The organism is Streptomyces sp. NPDC127097 (assembly GCF_042724075.1).
In the GTDB taxonomy this organism is placed as follows: Bacteria; Actinomycetota; Actinomycetes; order Streptomycetales; family Streptomycetaceae; genus Streptomyces.
On sequence record NZ_JBHXFI010000030.1, the window covers coordinates 88,203 to 101,261 of the forward strand.

Annotated in this window: 14 protein-coding genes; 7 read left to right on the forward strand and 7 right to left on the reverse strand. The window is 71.7% G+C overall.

Translation table 11 applies throughout. From position 1 onward, the window contains the following. The first annotated feature begins 145 nt into the window (after window positions 1–145). Window positions 146–328: a DUF6104 family protein gene (locus ACFWJW_RS22750; RefSeq protein WP_018087464.1), complete on the forward strand. Its 183-nt coding sequence runs from the start codon at window positions 146–148 to the stop codon at window positions 326–328. Between the two features lie 117 nt (window positions 329–445). Here the strand turns inward: ACFWJW_RS22750 and ACFWJW_RS22755 are convergent, their stop codons facing one another. After that, window positions 446–880, reverse strand: a complete 435-nt coding sequence (locus ACFWJW_RS22755) for a hypothetical protein (protein WP_387244242.1) — start codon at window positions 878–880, stop codon at window positions 446–448. 196 nt (window positions 881–1,076) lie between these two features. Here ACFWJW_RS22755 and ACFWJW_RS22760 point away from each other — a divergent pair, with 196 nt between their 5' ends. Together ACFWJW_RS22760 and ACFWJW_RS22765 are read left to right on the forward strand one after the other, a co-directional pair. Further along, on the forward strand, window positions 1,077–2,003 hold the full coding sequence (locus ACFWJW_RS22760; RefSeq protein WP_387244245.1) for a DUF4097 domain-containing protein: 927 nt from the start codon (window positions 1,077–1,079) through the stop codon (window positions 2,001–2,003). Between the two features lie 2 nt (window positions 2,004–2,005). Then, the gene (locus tag ACFWJW_RS22765) at window positions 2,006–3,166 is read left to right on the forward strand and encodes a helix-turn-helix transcriptional regulator (protein WP_387244248.1); all 1,161 of its coding nucleotides are present in this window, start codon (window positions 2,006–2,008) and stop codon (window positions 3,164–3,166) included. A gap of 58 nt (window positions 3,167–3,224) precedes the next feature. On the opposite strand, the gene ACFWJW_RS22770 is transcribed toward ACFWJW_RS22765, so the two are convergent. Continuing rightward, window positions 3,225–4,397: a serine hydrolase domain-containing protein gene (locus tag ACFWJW_RS22770; protein ID WP_387244251.1), complete on the reverse strand. Its 1,173-nt coding sequence runs from the start codon at window positions 4,395–4,397 to the stop codon at window positions 3,225–3,227. Between the two features lie 361 nt (window positions 4,398–4,758). On the opposite strand from ACFWJW_RS22770, the gene ACFWJW_RS22775 reads away from it, so the two are divergent. Then, window positions 4,759–5,640 carry a hypothetical protein gene (locus ACFWJW_RS22775; protein WP_387244254.1) on the forward strand — a complete coding sequence of 294 codons (882 nt, stop codon included), beginning with the start codon at window positions 4,759–4,761 and terminating at the stop codon, window positions 5,638–5,640. Window positions 5,641–5,716: 76 nt separating this feature from the next. Here ACFWJW_RS22775 and ACFWJW_RS22780 read toward each other — a convergent pair whose 3' ends face one another. From ACFWJW_RS22780 to ACFWJW_RS22800, 5 genes are all read right to left on the reverse strand, one after another. Then, complete coding sequence (locus ACFWJW_RS22780) at window positions 5,717–6,280, reverse strand: Clp protease N-terminal domain-containing protein (RefSeq protein ID WP_387244257.1); 564 nt, start codon at window positions 6,278–6,280, stop codon at window positions 5,717–5,719. Further along, window positions 6,280–6,489, reverse strand: a complete 210-nt coding sequence (locus ACFWJW_RS22785) for a helix-turn-helix domain-containing protein (RefSeq protein WP_387244260.1) — start codon at window positions 6,487–6,489, stop codon at window positions 6,280–6,282. Before ACFWJW_RS22785 ends, ACFWJW_RS22780 begins: the two co-directional genes overlap by 1 nt. Window positions 6,490–6,637: 148 nt before the next feature. After that, window positions 6,638–7,258, reverse strand: coding sequence for a HutD family protein (locus ACFWJW_RS22790; RefSeq protein ID WP_387244263.1), 621 nt, complete (start codon window positions 7,256–7,258; stop codon window positions 6,638–6,640). A gap of 43 nt (window positions 7,259–7,301) precedes the next feature. Then, window positions 7,302–8,264, reverse strand: coding sequence for a zinc-binding dehydrogenase (locus ACFWJW_RS22795; RefSeq protein WP_387244266.1), 963 nt, complete (start codon window positions 8,262–8,264; stop codon window positions 7,302–7,304). Between the two features lie 161 nt (window positions 8,265–8,425). Next, window positions 8,426–9,649 carry an NADP-dependent malic enzyme gene (locus ACFWJW_RS22800; protein ID WP_387244269.1) on the reverse strand — a complete coding sequence of 408 codons (1,224 nt, stop codon included), beginning with the start codon at window positions 9,647–9,649 and terminating at the stop codon, window positions 8,426–8,428. A 530-nt stretch (window positions 9,650–10,179) separates the two neighbouring features. On the opposite strand from ACFWJW_RS22800, the gene ACFWJW_RS22805 reads away from it, so the two are divergent. The 3 genes from ACFWJW_RS22805 (at window position 10,180) to ACFWJW_RS22815 (ending at window position 12,949) form a co-directional block, all read left to right on the forward strand. Beyond that, the gene (locus ACFWJW_RS22805) at window positions 10,180–11,151 is read left to right on the forward strand and encodes an ABC transporter substrate-binding protein (RefSeq protein WP_387244272.1); all 972 of its coding nucleotides are present in this window, start codon (window positions 10,180–10,182) and stop codon (window positions 11,149–11,151) included. A gap of 62 nt (window positions 11,152–11,213) precedes the next feature. Beyond that, complete coding sequence (locus ACFWJW_RS22810) at window positions 11,214–12,146, forward strand: amino acid ABC transporter permease (protein ID WP_387244275.1); 933 nt, start codon at window positions 11,214–11,216, stop codon at window positions 12,144–12,146. 50 nt (window positions 12,147–12,196) lie between these two features. After that, entirely contained in the window at window positions 12,197–12,949 is a 753-nt protein-coding gene (locus ACFWJW_RS22815) for an amino acid ABC transporter ATP-binding protein (RefSeq protein ID WP_387244287.1), read from the forward strand. Window positions 12,950–13,059 lie beyond the last annotated feature (110 nt).

Sequence of the window (13,059 nt, forward strand, 5' to 3'; positions counted from 1 at the left end):
CCTGCGCCCCGTGGGCGGCAATTTCCCAATTGCCGCAGGACCGTTGACAGGTGATCAGGCTAGCCGTCGGGCGTCTGTGGCGCGAGAGGTCCGTGAGCCTGCCTATCCTGGCCGGGAATGACCCATGACCCCTGGTGGAGAGCGCGTGTATTTCACTGACCGTGGCATCGAGGAGCTGGAGAACCGGCGCGGCGAGGAGGAGGTCACCCTGGCGTGGGTGGCCGACCAGCTGCGTACGTTCGTCGATCTCAATCCGGACTTCGAGGTACCGGTGGAGCGGCTGGCCACCTGGCTGGCCCGCCTGGACGACGAGGACGAGGACGAATAGGCCACCGGGGAGCGGGCCGGGGCCGGGGGCCCGGCGCTCCCGCTGCCCGGCGGCCGGGTCATCGGTGGACGGGCCGCTCCCGGAAGGGGAGACGGACCGCCCCGGCGGAATCCTGGATCAGGAGTAGTGGGCCGCGTCGCGCAGCCGGCGCTGCGCGTCGTACTCGTCGTTGAGGGCCGCCCGCCCGTACCGCCGGTCGTGCTCGATGTATGCCTTCTTGTTCTGGTGCTCGGCGCCCTGGATGTCGTTCCGGGCGGCGTCGAGGGCGTGCCGGATCTCCGCCCGGTGGCGCGCGTGCCGGCACGCCGCCAGGGCATTGACGATCTTCCCCTCGGTCGCGTGGTTGCGCTTCGCGGCCTTCTGGTAGCTGCCTGCCCGGCTCGCCGAAATGGCCTTGTTGTTCAGCGAGTAGGCATGCGTGATCAGCCCGTGGCAGGACGCCGCGGCGGCGGAGGCCGGAGCCTCGGCGGGAGCCGCATGGGCGGCGGTGGCCGGCAGGCCCAGAGCGGTGCCGAGCACCAGCGTCGAGATCAGCCCCGTGGAGGTACGCACAGTTCAACTCCTTTATGGCGGACGCCATGACATCGGTGGTCACTGGCCAGGACTCCCCTTCCACGGCTCGCGGTTGCACCCGGCGGCGACGCTCACCCCTGCGTGGTACCGGCACTTGACTTCCGCAATCCGCGATATATCGTGTTGCTACGAGACGCGATATGTTGCGTCGCCCGGCTATCAGGGGAGGCCCGGAATGTCAGCCCGGAGCGAGTGGTCGCAGCGACCGATGCAGGTGGCCGAGCCACGCACGCTGGAGATCTCCGACCCCCTCGACGCCCTGAACGTGCGCGTGGTCGGCGGCACCGTCAACGTCGTCGGCACCTTGGACGGCAGCCCGGCCCGCGTGGAGATCAGCGAGCTGCACGGCCCGCCGCTGACCGTCTCGTGCGAGCAGGGCACCCTCTCGGTCGCCTACGACGACCTCCCCTGGAAGGGCTTCCTGAAGTTCCTGGAACGCAAGGGATGGAACCGCAGCGCGGTCATCTCGGTGACGGTGCCGGCCGGCACCCGTGTCGAGGTCGGCGTGGTCGGGGCCGGTGCGGTGATCTCCGGCATCTCGGGGCGTACGGACGTCCGCGGGGTCTCGGGTGACGCCACGCTCGTCGGGCTGACCGGCAGGGTGCGGGCCGACACCGTCTCCGGCAATGTCGAGGTGCAGTCGGTCACCGGCGATCTGCGGTTCCACTCCGTCTCGGGGGATCTGACGGTCATCGACGGGGCGGGCGGCGCGGTGCGCGCGGACTCCGTCAGCGGCGACATGGTCCTGGACCTGGACCCCGCCCAGGGCGCGGACATCGCCCTGAACACGGTCTCCGGGGAGGTCGCCATCCGACTGCCCGACCCGGCCGACGCCACGGTGGAGGCCAACACCGCGAGCGGCACGGTCTCCAACGCCTTCGACGATCTGCGGGTCACCGGCCAGTGGGGCGCCAAGAAGATCACCGGCGCGCTCGGCGCGGGCACCGGCACCCTCAAGGTCACCACCGTCTCCGGCGGTCTGGCCCTGCTGCGCCGCCCCGCGTTCGAGGACGAGGACCGGCCGGGCGGCCCCGGCGGCCCGGCCCCCGGCCCGCAGGGGGACTCCCCCACCGACCCGCCCGCCGAGAAGAAGGTGCTCTGAGCATGCCCCCCGTCTTCGCCCACGGCCGCCTCCGCCTCTACCTCCTCAAGCTGCTGGACGAGGCCCCGCGGCACGGCTACGAGATCATCCGTCTCCTGGAGGAACGCTTCCAGGGCCTCTACGCCCCCTCCGCCGGCACGGTCTACCCCCGGCTGGCCAAGATGGCGGCCGAGGGCCTGGTGACCCACACGACCGAGGGCGGCCGCAAGGTCTACTCGCTCACCGACGCAGGACGGGCCGAACTCGCCGACCGCGGCGGCGAGTTGGCCGACCTCGAACTGGAGATCCGGGAGTCGGTCGCCGCGCTCGCCTCCGACATCCGGGAGGACGTGAGCGGTTCGGCGCGGGATCTGCGCCGCGAGATCCGGGAGGCCGCCCAGCAGGCCCGCCGGGACGCCCGGGGCTCCGGAAAGGCCGGGCGGAGCGGCGAGCGGACCGCGGACGCCGGGGACGACGCCGGCGGGCGGCCGTTCCCGGACGCCGCCGACTACTTCGACGGCGCGCTCGGCGACAAGGAGTCCTGGCAGCAGGCGAAGGAGGAGTTCCGGCGCGCCAAGGAGGAGTGGAAGGAGCAGGCCCGGCGGGCCAAGGAGGAGAGCCGGCGGGCCAAGCAGGACGCCCAGCGGGCCCGTAAGCAGGCCAGGGACGCCCAGGTGTTCGCGCGCGAGGAGGTCCAGCGGGTCCTCAAGCGCGTCCAGGAGCAGACCCAGGGCGCGATGCGGTCGGGCGACTGGTCGGGCGCGGTGCGCGAGGCGCTGTCCGAGGTGTCCCGCGAGGTCGGCCGCTTCACCGGCGGTCCGTCCGACGCCGGGCGGAGCGACGGCGGGCCGGGCACGGCCGGACGGGCCGGCCGGGACCACGGGACGAAGGTGACGGTCGAGCGCGTCGGTCGGGCCGGGGAAGAGCCCGGCCGGGACGCGGCGGCCGAGGCCCCGCCGGCCCCGGAGTGGGCGCGGGAACCGGCCGGCGACGACCCCGCCCGGGACTTCGACCGGCTGCTGGACCGCTTCCGCGACGATCTGCGGGACGCGGCGCGCGATCACGGGGTCACGGCCGCACAGCTCAGCGAGTCCCGCCGCCGGCTGTCGACGGCCGCCGCCCATATCGGCGCGCTGCTGCGCCACCCGGAGCGGTCCGCGTCCCACACCGACCCGGACGACTGAGCCGCCGGGCCCGCCGGGGCGGGACGACGGCTCGTGACACCCCGCCGCGAGGGTCCGGTCAGCTTCCGGCCGCGGCCTCCGCGGGCTCCGGTGCCCCGACGCAGGTCCGCACCGCGCCGATGAGCCGGTCGACCCGCGGGTCACCACCGGCGCCCATCAGGTTGGCGGTATAGGCGAAGCCGACGCCGAACTCGTCGTCACCGAAGGCGAATTGACCGCCCGCCCCGCTGTTGCCGAAGGAGCGCGCACCGAGCAGCCGGCGGAACGGCGAGTCGACGAGGAAGCCGCTGCCCCAGCGGGCGCCGAGGTCCGGGAACCCCGACCAGGACGCACCGCCCGACAGCTGCCGGACCGCATCGGCCACGGTGCCGGCGCCGAGCAGCCGCGGCGCGCCGTCCACTCCGGTCGCGACCGCCGCGTACAGCGCCGCCAGCCCGCGCGCCGTCGAGACCGCGCCCGCACCGGGGAATTCGGCGGTCAGCAGGGCGGGCGAGTTGTAGCCGTGCGGATCGTCGAGACCGGGAAAGGGCAGCACGCCGTTCATGGTCAGGGCCCGCATGGGCAGCAGGTCGGCGCTCGGCAGCGGGGAGCGCCCCGCGGCCTCGGCGAGCCGGGCCAGCCGCGGCAGCTCCGCCTGCGGCATCCCGATCCAGGTCCGCAGCCCCAGTGCGTCGCCGATGGCCTCGCGGAAGTATCTGCCGGGCGTACGGCCGGTCAGCCGCCGGATCAGCTCGCCGACGATGAAGCCGAAGGCGTGCGCGTGGTACTCGTACGCGGTGCCGGGCTCATACAGCGCCGGCTGCTCCTCCAGGGCACGGATCACCGGGGTCCATCGGGTCAGCTCCTCGAAGGTCAACTGCCGCTCGGCTAGCGGGATTCCGGCGGTATTGGCGAGCACCGTCCGGGTGGTGATCGCCTCTTTGCCCCGCTGGGCGAACTCCGGCCAGTAGTGGGCCACCGGGGCGTCGAGGTCCAACGTCCCCTGCTGGGCGAGCAGATGGGCGCAGATGGCGATCACGCCCTTGGCGACGGACATGACGGGAAGAATGGTGTCCTCGTCCCAGGCCCGCCCGGTCCGGTCGTCGGCGATCCCGCCCCACAGGTCGACGACCTTGCGTCCGTCGGCGAACACGGCCACGGCGGAGCCCAGTTCGCGGCCCTCGGCGAAGTTCCGGGCGAAGGCGTCCGCCACCGCCCCGAAGCCCTCGTCGGCCCATCCGTGCTGTGGCATCTGCCGCTCACTTCCTCGCGTCGTACGGCCCGGCCCCCCGTGGACCGCGGCCGGGTCACCGTACGTGCGCGGCCGTCCGGGTTCGACCGAATTTCCGGTGCGCAAGGGGAGGAGGGGCCAGGCACCCCACGGCGGCCGGAACCGGATCCCCCCAACCGGGCTTCTGTTACCCACAGTTGCCATCTGCGGTCTGGATTCACGCGGCGTAATCGGGGAAGTCACTACTTCGCACGGCTTTTCGTCCGGCACCGGGTTCCAGGGAGCCCCAGCTGCCCGATTCCGCGGGGCCGACGACCCTGTTCCGGACCACGGTCCACGTCTCCCGTCTGCGCACGCATCGTGAAGGCCATGAGGGAAAGCGATGTCGGAATACCTTGCGGTCGCCCGCCGGATGTGGCACCTGCTGGAGCCACTGCACGCCACCCTGTATTTCGCCCCCGAGGCACGCCAGGTCGCGGCCGGACTCGGCCATGAGGTCGCCTCCCGCTGGCCCAGCTATTTCGCCTGGCGTACGGCCCCGCTGGGCGCCGCCGGGCCCGAGCTGGTCGCCGCGACGTACTACACCTTCAGCCCGCGGATGATCACCCGGTACCTCCCGCGGATCTGGACCGTCGCGGAACCGGCCAAGGTGCTGGACGCCCGGCTGGTGGCGATGGACCGTGCGCTGACCGCCCTCGTCGACGGCCGGCTGACCACCGCCCAGCTCACCGAGGCGGCCGGACTCGCCCGCCAGGCCGCCGAGAACGCCGGTACCGCCGCCCGCCCGCTGGCCGCCGCCAACCGCGATCTGCCCTGGCCGGACGCGCCCCATCTGGTGCTCTGGCAGGCCGCGACCGTGCTGCGCGAGCACCGCGGCGACGGCCATCTGGCGGCCCTGCTGACCTGCGAACTCGATCCGTGTGAGGCCCTGGTGTCGTTCGCCGCGATCGGTGCCGCGCCGGCCGCCGAGTTCGTGGGGCGCGGCTGGAGCGCACAGGAGTGGAGCGATGCCCGGCACCGCCTCGCCGCCCGCGGCTGGATCGCCCCGGACGGCACCGCGACCGACCGCGCCCGCACGGAGCGCGAGGCGATCGAGCGGACGACCGACCGGCTGGCGGCCGGACCGTGGCGGGCGCTGGGCCACTCCCGCGCCGAACGGCTGGCGCAGCTGCTCACCCCGCTCCTCTGCGCGGTCTTCGAGGCGGGCTATCTGCCCCGGCACGGCACCCTGGGCATCGGGAGGGTGCGGGTCGGCCACCCGTAGGGGCGGGGCCGCAGGGGTGTCGCAGAGGCGTGCCGGACCGTGACGAGCCGGCCCCTTCGCCCACGGGCCCGCCCGCTCAACTCGCGCGCCGGCCCCGGGACTCGTCCAGCAGCCGCACCACCGCGTCATGCGTCGCCCCGTGGTCGGCGAGCACCGCCCCGGCCGGTCCGGGCCCGGCGGTCAGCGCGAGCAGCAGATGTTCATCGCCGAGCGACCGTTCCCCCCGGCCGACCGCGATCCGCAGTGCCCGCTCCAATACGGCCCTGGCCTCCGCGGTGAACGGCCGGCGCACCCGCTTCCGGCGCCCGGCCGTCCCGCCGTCGGCCAGCGCGCCGGCCCCGTGGGCCTCCTCCACCCGTGCCACGATCGCATCGATGTCGATCCCCATCCCGGCCAGCGCCGCCGCGTCGGCCGTCGACACCCCGCCGCGCCGGCGCACCTGCGCGAGGGCGTCCGCGACCGACTCCCGCCGCTCATGGACACCGAGGGCGGTGAGCACCCCGGCAGCCGGGGAATCCGTGCGCTCCAGCAGCGCGAGCAGCAGCTCCGGTTCCCCGATCGCCCCGCTTCCCGTACGGTCCGCCTGCTCCACCGCACCCCGCACCACCGCACGCGCCCCGGCCGTGAACTTCTCGAACATCAGCGCCTCCCGTGCTTCTTGTGCACCGCTTGTCGGCTGACACCCAGCTCTGCCGCGATCTCCTGCCACGACCAGCCCTGCGCACGGGCGCTGCGCACCTGCACGGCTTCGAGCTGCTCCAGCAGCCGGCGGAGCGCGGCCACGGCGCGGAGCCCGACCCTGGGGTCCCGGTCGCCGGCCCGCTCGGCGAGATCCGTTGCTTTGGTCATGGGTGTCAATGTACGTTGACACGCCAGGGGCGTCAACCATCATTGACACGTCGGGTACAACTCAGCCTGGGCGAAGCACACTTGAGAATTTTCCGGGCGGAGGATCAGCCCACGGGGCCGGGGCGCTCAGCCCACGAGGCCGGGAGGATCAGCCCTCGGGACGGGCCGGGTCAGCGGCGGACAGGGCGATCAGCGCCGCGCTGCCGTCCGTCCGCATCTCGACGGGCGCCGCGTCCGGCCCCGCGAGCAGCGCCGCGTCGAACCGCGCCAGCCGCGCCTCGGGCTCGCCGGCCGTCCGGAGCCGGGTCTCCCCCTCGACGGCCACGATCAGCACGGCCTCCGGGCCCTCCGCGCCGTCCTCGGCAGGCCGGCGGACCGGCCGCACCACCCGGCGCCCCCGCACCCTCTCCACCGTCGCGGCCGCCCGCCCCTCCCGCAGCATCACATTGAGATTGACGACGGGGCCGTCACTCAGCCGGGAGCCGGTCTCCGCGCCGCCGGGGAAGGCGAACGGGCGGCAGCGGTCCGTCAGGAGCCGGGTGGTGCCGTCCACCGTCAGCTCCAGCCCGGCCCCGTCGACCACGGTGAGGATCCGCCGGACGCCGGGCAGCGGCGAGTACGGCCCGTCCCGGGTGACGTCGGCCAGGCTGACCCGCCAGCCGAAGGTGTCCCAGCCGGCGCCCGGCGGATGGACGGCGACCTCCCGGGTCACCCCGCCGCCGTTGCTCCACGGCATGGCGGGGCGCCCGGCCGCCCGCAGGATCCGCACGTTGCGCAGCCTTCCGCTGAAGTGGTGACAGCCCGTCAGGCCGTCAGACGGTCAGCACGATCTTGCCGAACAGCTCGCCCTCGGCCATCTTGGTGAACCCCTCGCGCGCCCGGTCCAGCGGCAGCGTCGAGTCGATGACCGGCCGGATGCCCTTGGCCGCGCAGAAGCTGAGCAGCGAGGCCAGCTCCTCCTTGCTGCCCATCGTGGAGCCGACGACCTTCAGCTCCAGGAAGAAGATCCGGTTGAGCTCCCCGCTCTTCGGGGTGAAGCCGCTGGTGGCGCCCGAGATGACCAGGGTGCCGCCGGGGCGCAGCGACTTGACGGAGTGCGACCAGGTGGCGGCGCCGACCGTCTCGATCACCGCGTCCACCCGCTGCGGCAGCCGCTCACCGCTGGCGAACACCGCCTCGGCGCCCAGCTCCAGGGCGCGCTTGCGCTTGGCCTCGTCCCGGCTGGTGGCGAAGACCCGCAGGCCCGCGGCGGCACCGAGCACGATGGCCGCGGTCGCCACCCCACCGCCGGCGCCCTGCACCAGGACGCTGTCCCCGGGCCGTACGCCCCCGTTGGTGAACAGCATCCGGTACGCGGTCAGCCAGGCGGTCGGCAGGCAGGCGGCCTCCTCGAAGGACAACTCCTTCGGCTTGGGCAGCACGTTCCAGGAAGGAACGGTGACCTGCTCCGCGAACGTGCCCTGGTAGCGCTCGGTGAGGATGGAGGGCTTCTCCTTGGGGCCGACGCCGTGGCCGGTCTGCCCGATGACGGAGTGCAGGACGACCTCGTTGCCGTCCTCGTCGATACCGGCGGCGTCACAGCCGAGGATCATCGGCAGCGCCTCGTCCGTGATCCCCACCCCGCGCAGCGACCACAGGTCGTGGTGGTTCAGGGAGGCGGCCTTGACGTTGACGGTCGTCCAGCCGGGGCGTACGTCGGGGGCCGGGCGCTCCCCCAATTCGAGGCCGTTCAGCGGCTGGTCACGGTCGATGCGGGCGGCATAGGCAGCAAACATGATCCCAACGTAGGCCGCGGCCGGGCGCTGCGGTACCGCGTACGGGTGTGACACGCACCGCGTCGGCCCGGCCGCCCACCGCCCGCACGACGAAGCCGGGCCCGCACCCCTGAGAGGTGCGGGCCCGGCCCGTCGTCGTGCGCCCCGCGCGGGGGGCGCGGTCAGCGGCGTGCCACGCCCTCGGCGCGGGCGGCGGCCGCGACGGCGGCGGTGACGGCCGGGGCGACCCGCTCGTCGAACGGCGAGGGGATGACCCGCTCGGCGCTGAGCTCATCGGCGACCACGGCGGCCAGCGCCTCGGCGGCGGCGAGCTTCATGCCCTCGGTGATCTGCGAGGCCCGCACCTGCATGGCGCCGGCGAAGATGCCCGGGAAGGCCAGCACGTTGTTGATCTGGTTCGGGTAGTCGCTGCGCCCGGTGGCGACCACGGCCGCGTACTTGTGCGCGATGTCCGGGTGGATCTCCGGGGTCGGGTTGGCCATCGCGAAGATCAGCGAGTCCTTCGCCATCTTCGCCACGGCCTCCTCCGGCACCGTGCCGCCGGAGACCCCGATGAAGACATCGGCACCGTCCAGCGCGTCCTCCAGCGAACCGGTCAGCCGGCCCTTGTTCGTGAAGCCGGCCACCTCGCGCTTGACGTCCGTGAGGTCGGCGCGGTCGGCGGAGACGATGCCCTTGCGGTCGCACACCGCGACGTCTCCGATGCCCGCCTCGATGAGGATCTTGGCGATGGCGACACCGGCCGCACCGGCGCCCGAGATGACCGCCCGCAACTGACCGAGCGAACGGTCCGTGAGCTTGGCGGCGTTGCGCAGCGCGGCCAGGGTGACCACGGCGGTGCCGTGCTGGTCGTCGTGGAAGACCGGGATGTCCAGCGCCTCCTGGAGCCGGCGCTCGATCTCGAAGCACCGCGGCGCCGAGATGTCCTCCAGGTTGACACCGCCGAAGGACGGCGCCATCCGGACGACGGTCTCGATGATCTCGTCGGTGTCGGTGGTGCCGAGCGCGATCGGCACCGCGTCGACGCCGCCGAACTGCTTGAAGAGGATGGCCTTGCCCTCCATCACGGGGAGGGATGCCTCCGGGCCGATGTCGCCCAGGCCCAGCACCGCGGTGCCGTCCGTGACCACGGCCACGACCTGGGACTTCCAGGTGTAGTCGTGCACCAGCTCGGGCTGCTCGGCGATGGCGCTGCACACCTTGGCGACGCCCGGTGTGTAGGCGAGGGACAGGTCGTCCTTGTCCCGGACCGGCACGGTCGCCTGAATGGCCATCTTGCCGCCGCGATGCAGCGCGAACGCCGGATCGAAGGCGCCGTCGGACGCGCCGTCCGCGTCCGTACCGCTCTTGCTGTCGCTGCGAGGATTGACGATCTCCGCTGCCACTTGTCTTACCCCTTTTATTCGTAAATCTGCTGAGGGTGGCCACTCCCTGGTTGAGGGGTGGGCGGGCACCGCGTCCGCGCCCTGCTCGGCAGATACCTGCCGCGCGGGGGGAGGTACGGACGCCGGGCGCGCCGCACACGCGCCCTGAGCCCCGGATGAGGGGTGTAACGCACCTTTCTACCTGACGGGCGCGAGCCCCGACGAGTCAGATTCATTACTCTCGGGTTCAGAGCTCCGACAATAACCGTGAAATGCGCAAAAAACTCAGAAGAGCCCGCTCTGCACCGTCCGGATTCCGAGATGCCCGGAGCGGACCCGCCCGTCCCGGGCCGTTCACCGGAGGGAAAGCTCCCGTGCGGCATCTGGCCGCCGCCTCGGCCGCCCCGTCCGTTATCCGATTTTGACCTGAACGACAGTCCGAATACCGGAGTCCGGATGGCAGGATTCCGTCACCAACCGAGGTCGCGACGCCCGAAGGTGTGCGCCGGCCCTTTTGTCACGTCGGCTTCTCCATACGCAGGAGGCTCAGCATGACCGCAAGCACCACCCGTCGCACGGCCGCCGGCAGGTCTCGTACAGCCGTGGCCGCAGCGACCGCGGTCGCCGCCTCGCTGCTGTTGCTCAGCGCCTGCGGCGACCAGACGAATGAGGCCATCGCCAAGCGCGAGGCGAAGAAGAGCCGCAACGTCCATGCCCCGCTGTTCAAGACGCTGCCCAAGGACGTCCAGGAAAAGGGCTTCCTCCAGGTCGGCTCGGACATCACCTACAAGCCGGTGGAGTTCCGCTCCAACGGCAAGATCGAGGGCATCGACCCGGATCTCGCGGCGGCGATGAGCAAGGAGCTGGGCATCAAGCTCAACTTCAACAACGCCACCTTCGACACCCTCATGGGCGGTCTGAAGTCCAAGCGCTACGACATCGCGATGTCGGCGATGACGGACACCAAGGAGCGCCAGGAGGGCATCGACAGCAACACCGGCAAGAAGATCGGCAAGGGCGTCGACTTCATCGACTACCTCAACGTCGGTGTCTCGCTCTACACCCGCAAGGGCAAGACCAACGGCGTCGACGGCTGGGACACGCTGTGCGGCAAAAAGATCGCGGTGCAGCGCGGCACGGTCTCGCACGACCTGGCCAAGGACAAGTCGAAAGCCTGTGAGTCCAACGACTCGGAGCCGATCTCGATCGAGGCGTTCGACAACGACTCCGAGGCCCAGACCCGGCTGCGTACCGGCGGCGTGGACGCCGTCTCCAGCGACTACCCGGTCGCGGCGTACGCGGTGAAGGTCTCCGGGGGCGGCAAGGACTTCCAGATGGTCGGCGGCGCGCCGCTGAAGGCGGCCCCGTACGGCATCGCGGTCCCCAAGGGCCAGGAAAAGCTGCGTGACGCGCTGAAGGCCGCCGTGGAACACGCGATCAAGAACGGCTCGTACGCCAAGGTCCTGGACAAGTGGGACGTCAAGGACGCCGCGGTCAAGAAGGTGCAGCTCAATGGCGGCTGATCCGCCGCACGCCGCCCCGTCCGCTCCGCGCACCTCCCGCCGAACGCTGAAAGGCAACACCCGTGTCAGTTGACGTCGACAAGTCGGCCCAGCCGCCGGCCGATGCTCCGCCGCCCCAGTCCCTCAAAGCCATCCCGGTACGCCATTACGGACGCTGGGTGGCGGCGATCGTCGTCATCGGGCTGATCGCTCTGCTCGGCAGGGCCTTCGCCACCGCGGACGTCAACTGGGACGCCATTCCCCAGTACATGTTCAACGCGGACATCCTCAAGGGCCTGCGCAACACCCTGCTGATCACCGTGCTCTCGATGATCATCGGCATCGTGGGCGGCGTCATCCTGGCCGTGATGCGCCAGTCCAAGAACCCGGTCACCTCGACCGTCGCCTGGTTCTACGTCTGGTTCTTCCGCGGCACGCCGGTCTACGTCCAGCTGTTCCTCTGGTTCAACCTGGGCCTCGTCTTCCAGTACATCGACATCATGCCGATCTACAAGGACGAGTGGTCGGACTTCATGACCCCGTTCCTGTGCGCGCTGCTGGGCCTGGGCCTCAACGAGGCGGCGTACATGGCGGAGATCTGCCGGGCCGGCCTCAACGCCGTCGACGAGGGCCAGACCGAGGCGGCGCACGCGCTGGGCATGAGCCACGCCAAGACGCTGCGCCGGATCATCGTGCCGCAGGCGATGCGGGTGATCGTGCCGCCGACCGGCAACGAGGTCATCAACATGCTGAAGACCTCCTCGCTGGTCATCGCCGTCCAGTACTACGATTTGCTCCAGGCGGCACAGAACGTCGGGCGGGACTCCGGCGTCGTGGTCGAGATGCTGATCCTCGCGGCCGCCTGGTACCTCATCGCCACCACGGTGCTCAGCATCGGGCAGTACTACCTGGAGCGCTACTACGCCCGTGGCTCCAGCCGCCAGCTCCCGCTCACTCCGCTCCAGCGCGCCAAGGCAAAGCTGTCCGGCGGCTTCAACCGTGGAGGGGTCCAATGACCGCCAGCAAGCTCACGACGACCAAGGCCGCGGGCAGCAGCGGCGGCCCGATGGTCAAGGCCGAGGGCGTCCACAAGTCCTTCGGCGCGGCCCACATCCTCAAGGGCATCGACCTGGAGGTCGCGCCGCGGGAGGTCTTCTGCCTGATCGGCCCGTCCGGCTCCGGCAAGTCGACCTTCCTGCGCTGCATCAACCACCTGGAGAAGGTGAACGCCGGGCGACTGTCCGTCGACGGTGAACTGGTCGGCTACCGCGAGCACAACGGCAAGCTCTACGAGCTGCGCGACAGGGAGGTCGCCGCCCGCCGCCGGGACATCGGCATGGTCTTCCAGCGCTTCAACCTCTTCCCGCACATGACCGCGATCGAGAACGTCATGGAGGCGCCGATCCAGGTCAAGGGCGAGTCCAAGGCCGCGGCGCGGGAGCGGGCGGTCAAGCTCCTGGACCGGGTCGGCCTGGCCGACAAGGCGGGGAACTACCCCTCGCAGCTCTCCGGCGGCCAGCAGCAGCGCGTCGCCATCGCCCGTGCGCTGGCGATGGAGCCGAAGCTGATGCTCTTCGACGAGCCGACCTCGGCCCTCGACCCGGAGCTGGTCGGTGACGTCCTGGACGTCATGAAGGACCTGGCCGCGGACGGTATGACGATGATCGTCGTGACCCATGAGATGGGCTTCGCCCGGGAGGTCGGCGACTCGCTGGTCTTCATGGACGACGGTGTGGTGGTCGAATCCGGCCACCCGCGCGAGGTCCTCGGCAACCCGCAGCACGAGCGGACGAAGTCGTTCCTGTCGAAGGTGCTGTAGGGCGGCCGTTTCCGCGGACGCGGTGCCGTAAGGGTCGTGAGGGGTGGTCCGGCGGGTGTGACACGCACCGCCGGACGCCCCCGGCAACGGAGCGCGCCGTCCCGGTGGAG

Excerpts from the sequence above, each read along its gene's own strand:
- ACFWJW_RS22805 (WP_387244272.1), top strand. The coding sequence starts at position 10,180 with ATGACCGCAAGCACCACCCGTCGCACGGCCGCCGGCAGGTCTCGTACA.
- ACFWJW_RS22765 (WP_387244248.1), top strand. The coding sequence starts at position 2,006 with ATGCCCCCCGTCTTCGCCCACGGCCGCCTCCGCCTCTACCTCCTCAAG.
- ACFWJW_RS22795 (WP_387244266.1), bottom strand. The coding sequence starts at position 8,264 with ATGTTTGCTGCCTATGCCGCCCGCATCGACCGTGACCAGCCGCTGAAC.
- ACFWJW_RS22775 (WP_387244254.1), top strand. The coding sequence starts at position 4,759 with ATGTCGGAATACCTTGCGGTCGCCCGCCGGATGTGGCACCTGCTGGAG.
- ACFWJW_RS22780 (WP_387244257.1), bottom strand. The coding sequence starts at position 6,280 with ATGTTCGAGAAGTTCACGGCCGGGGCGCGTGCGGTGGTGCGGGGTGCG.
- ACFWJW_RS22770 (WP_387244251.1), bottom strand. The coding sequence starts at position 4,397 with ATGCCACAGCACGGATGGGCCGACGAGGGCTTCGGGGCGGTGGCGGAC.
- ACFWJW_RS22785 (WP_387244260.1), bottom strand. The coding sequence starts at position 6,489 with ATGACCAAAGCAACGGATCTCGCCGAGCGGGCCGGCGACCGGGACCCC.
- ACFWJW_RS22815 (WP_387244287.1), top strand. The coding sequence starts at position 12,197 with ATGGTCAAGGCCGAGGGCGTCCACAAGTCCTTCGGCGCGGCCCACATC.
- ACFWJW_RS22760 (WP_387244245.1), top strand. The coding sequence starts at position 1,077 with ATGTCAGCCCGGAGCGAGTGGTCGCAGCGACCGATGCAGGTGGCCGAG.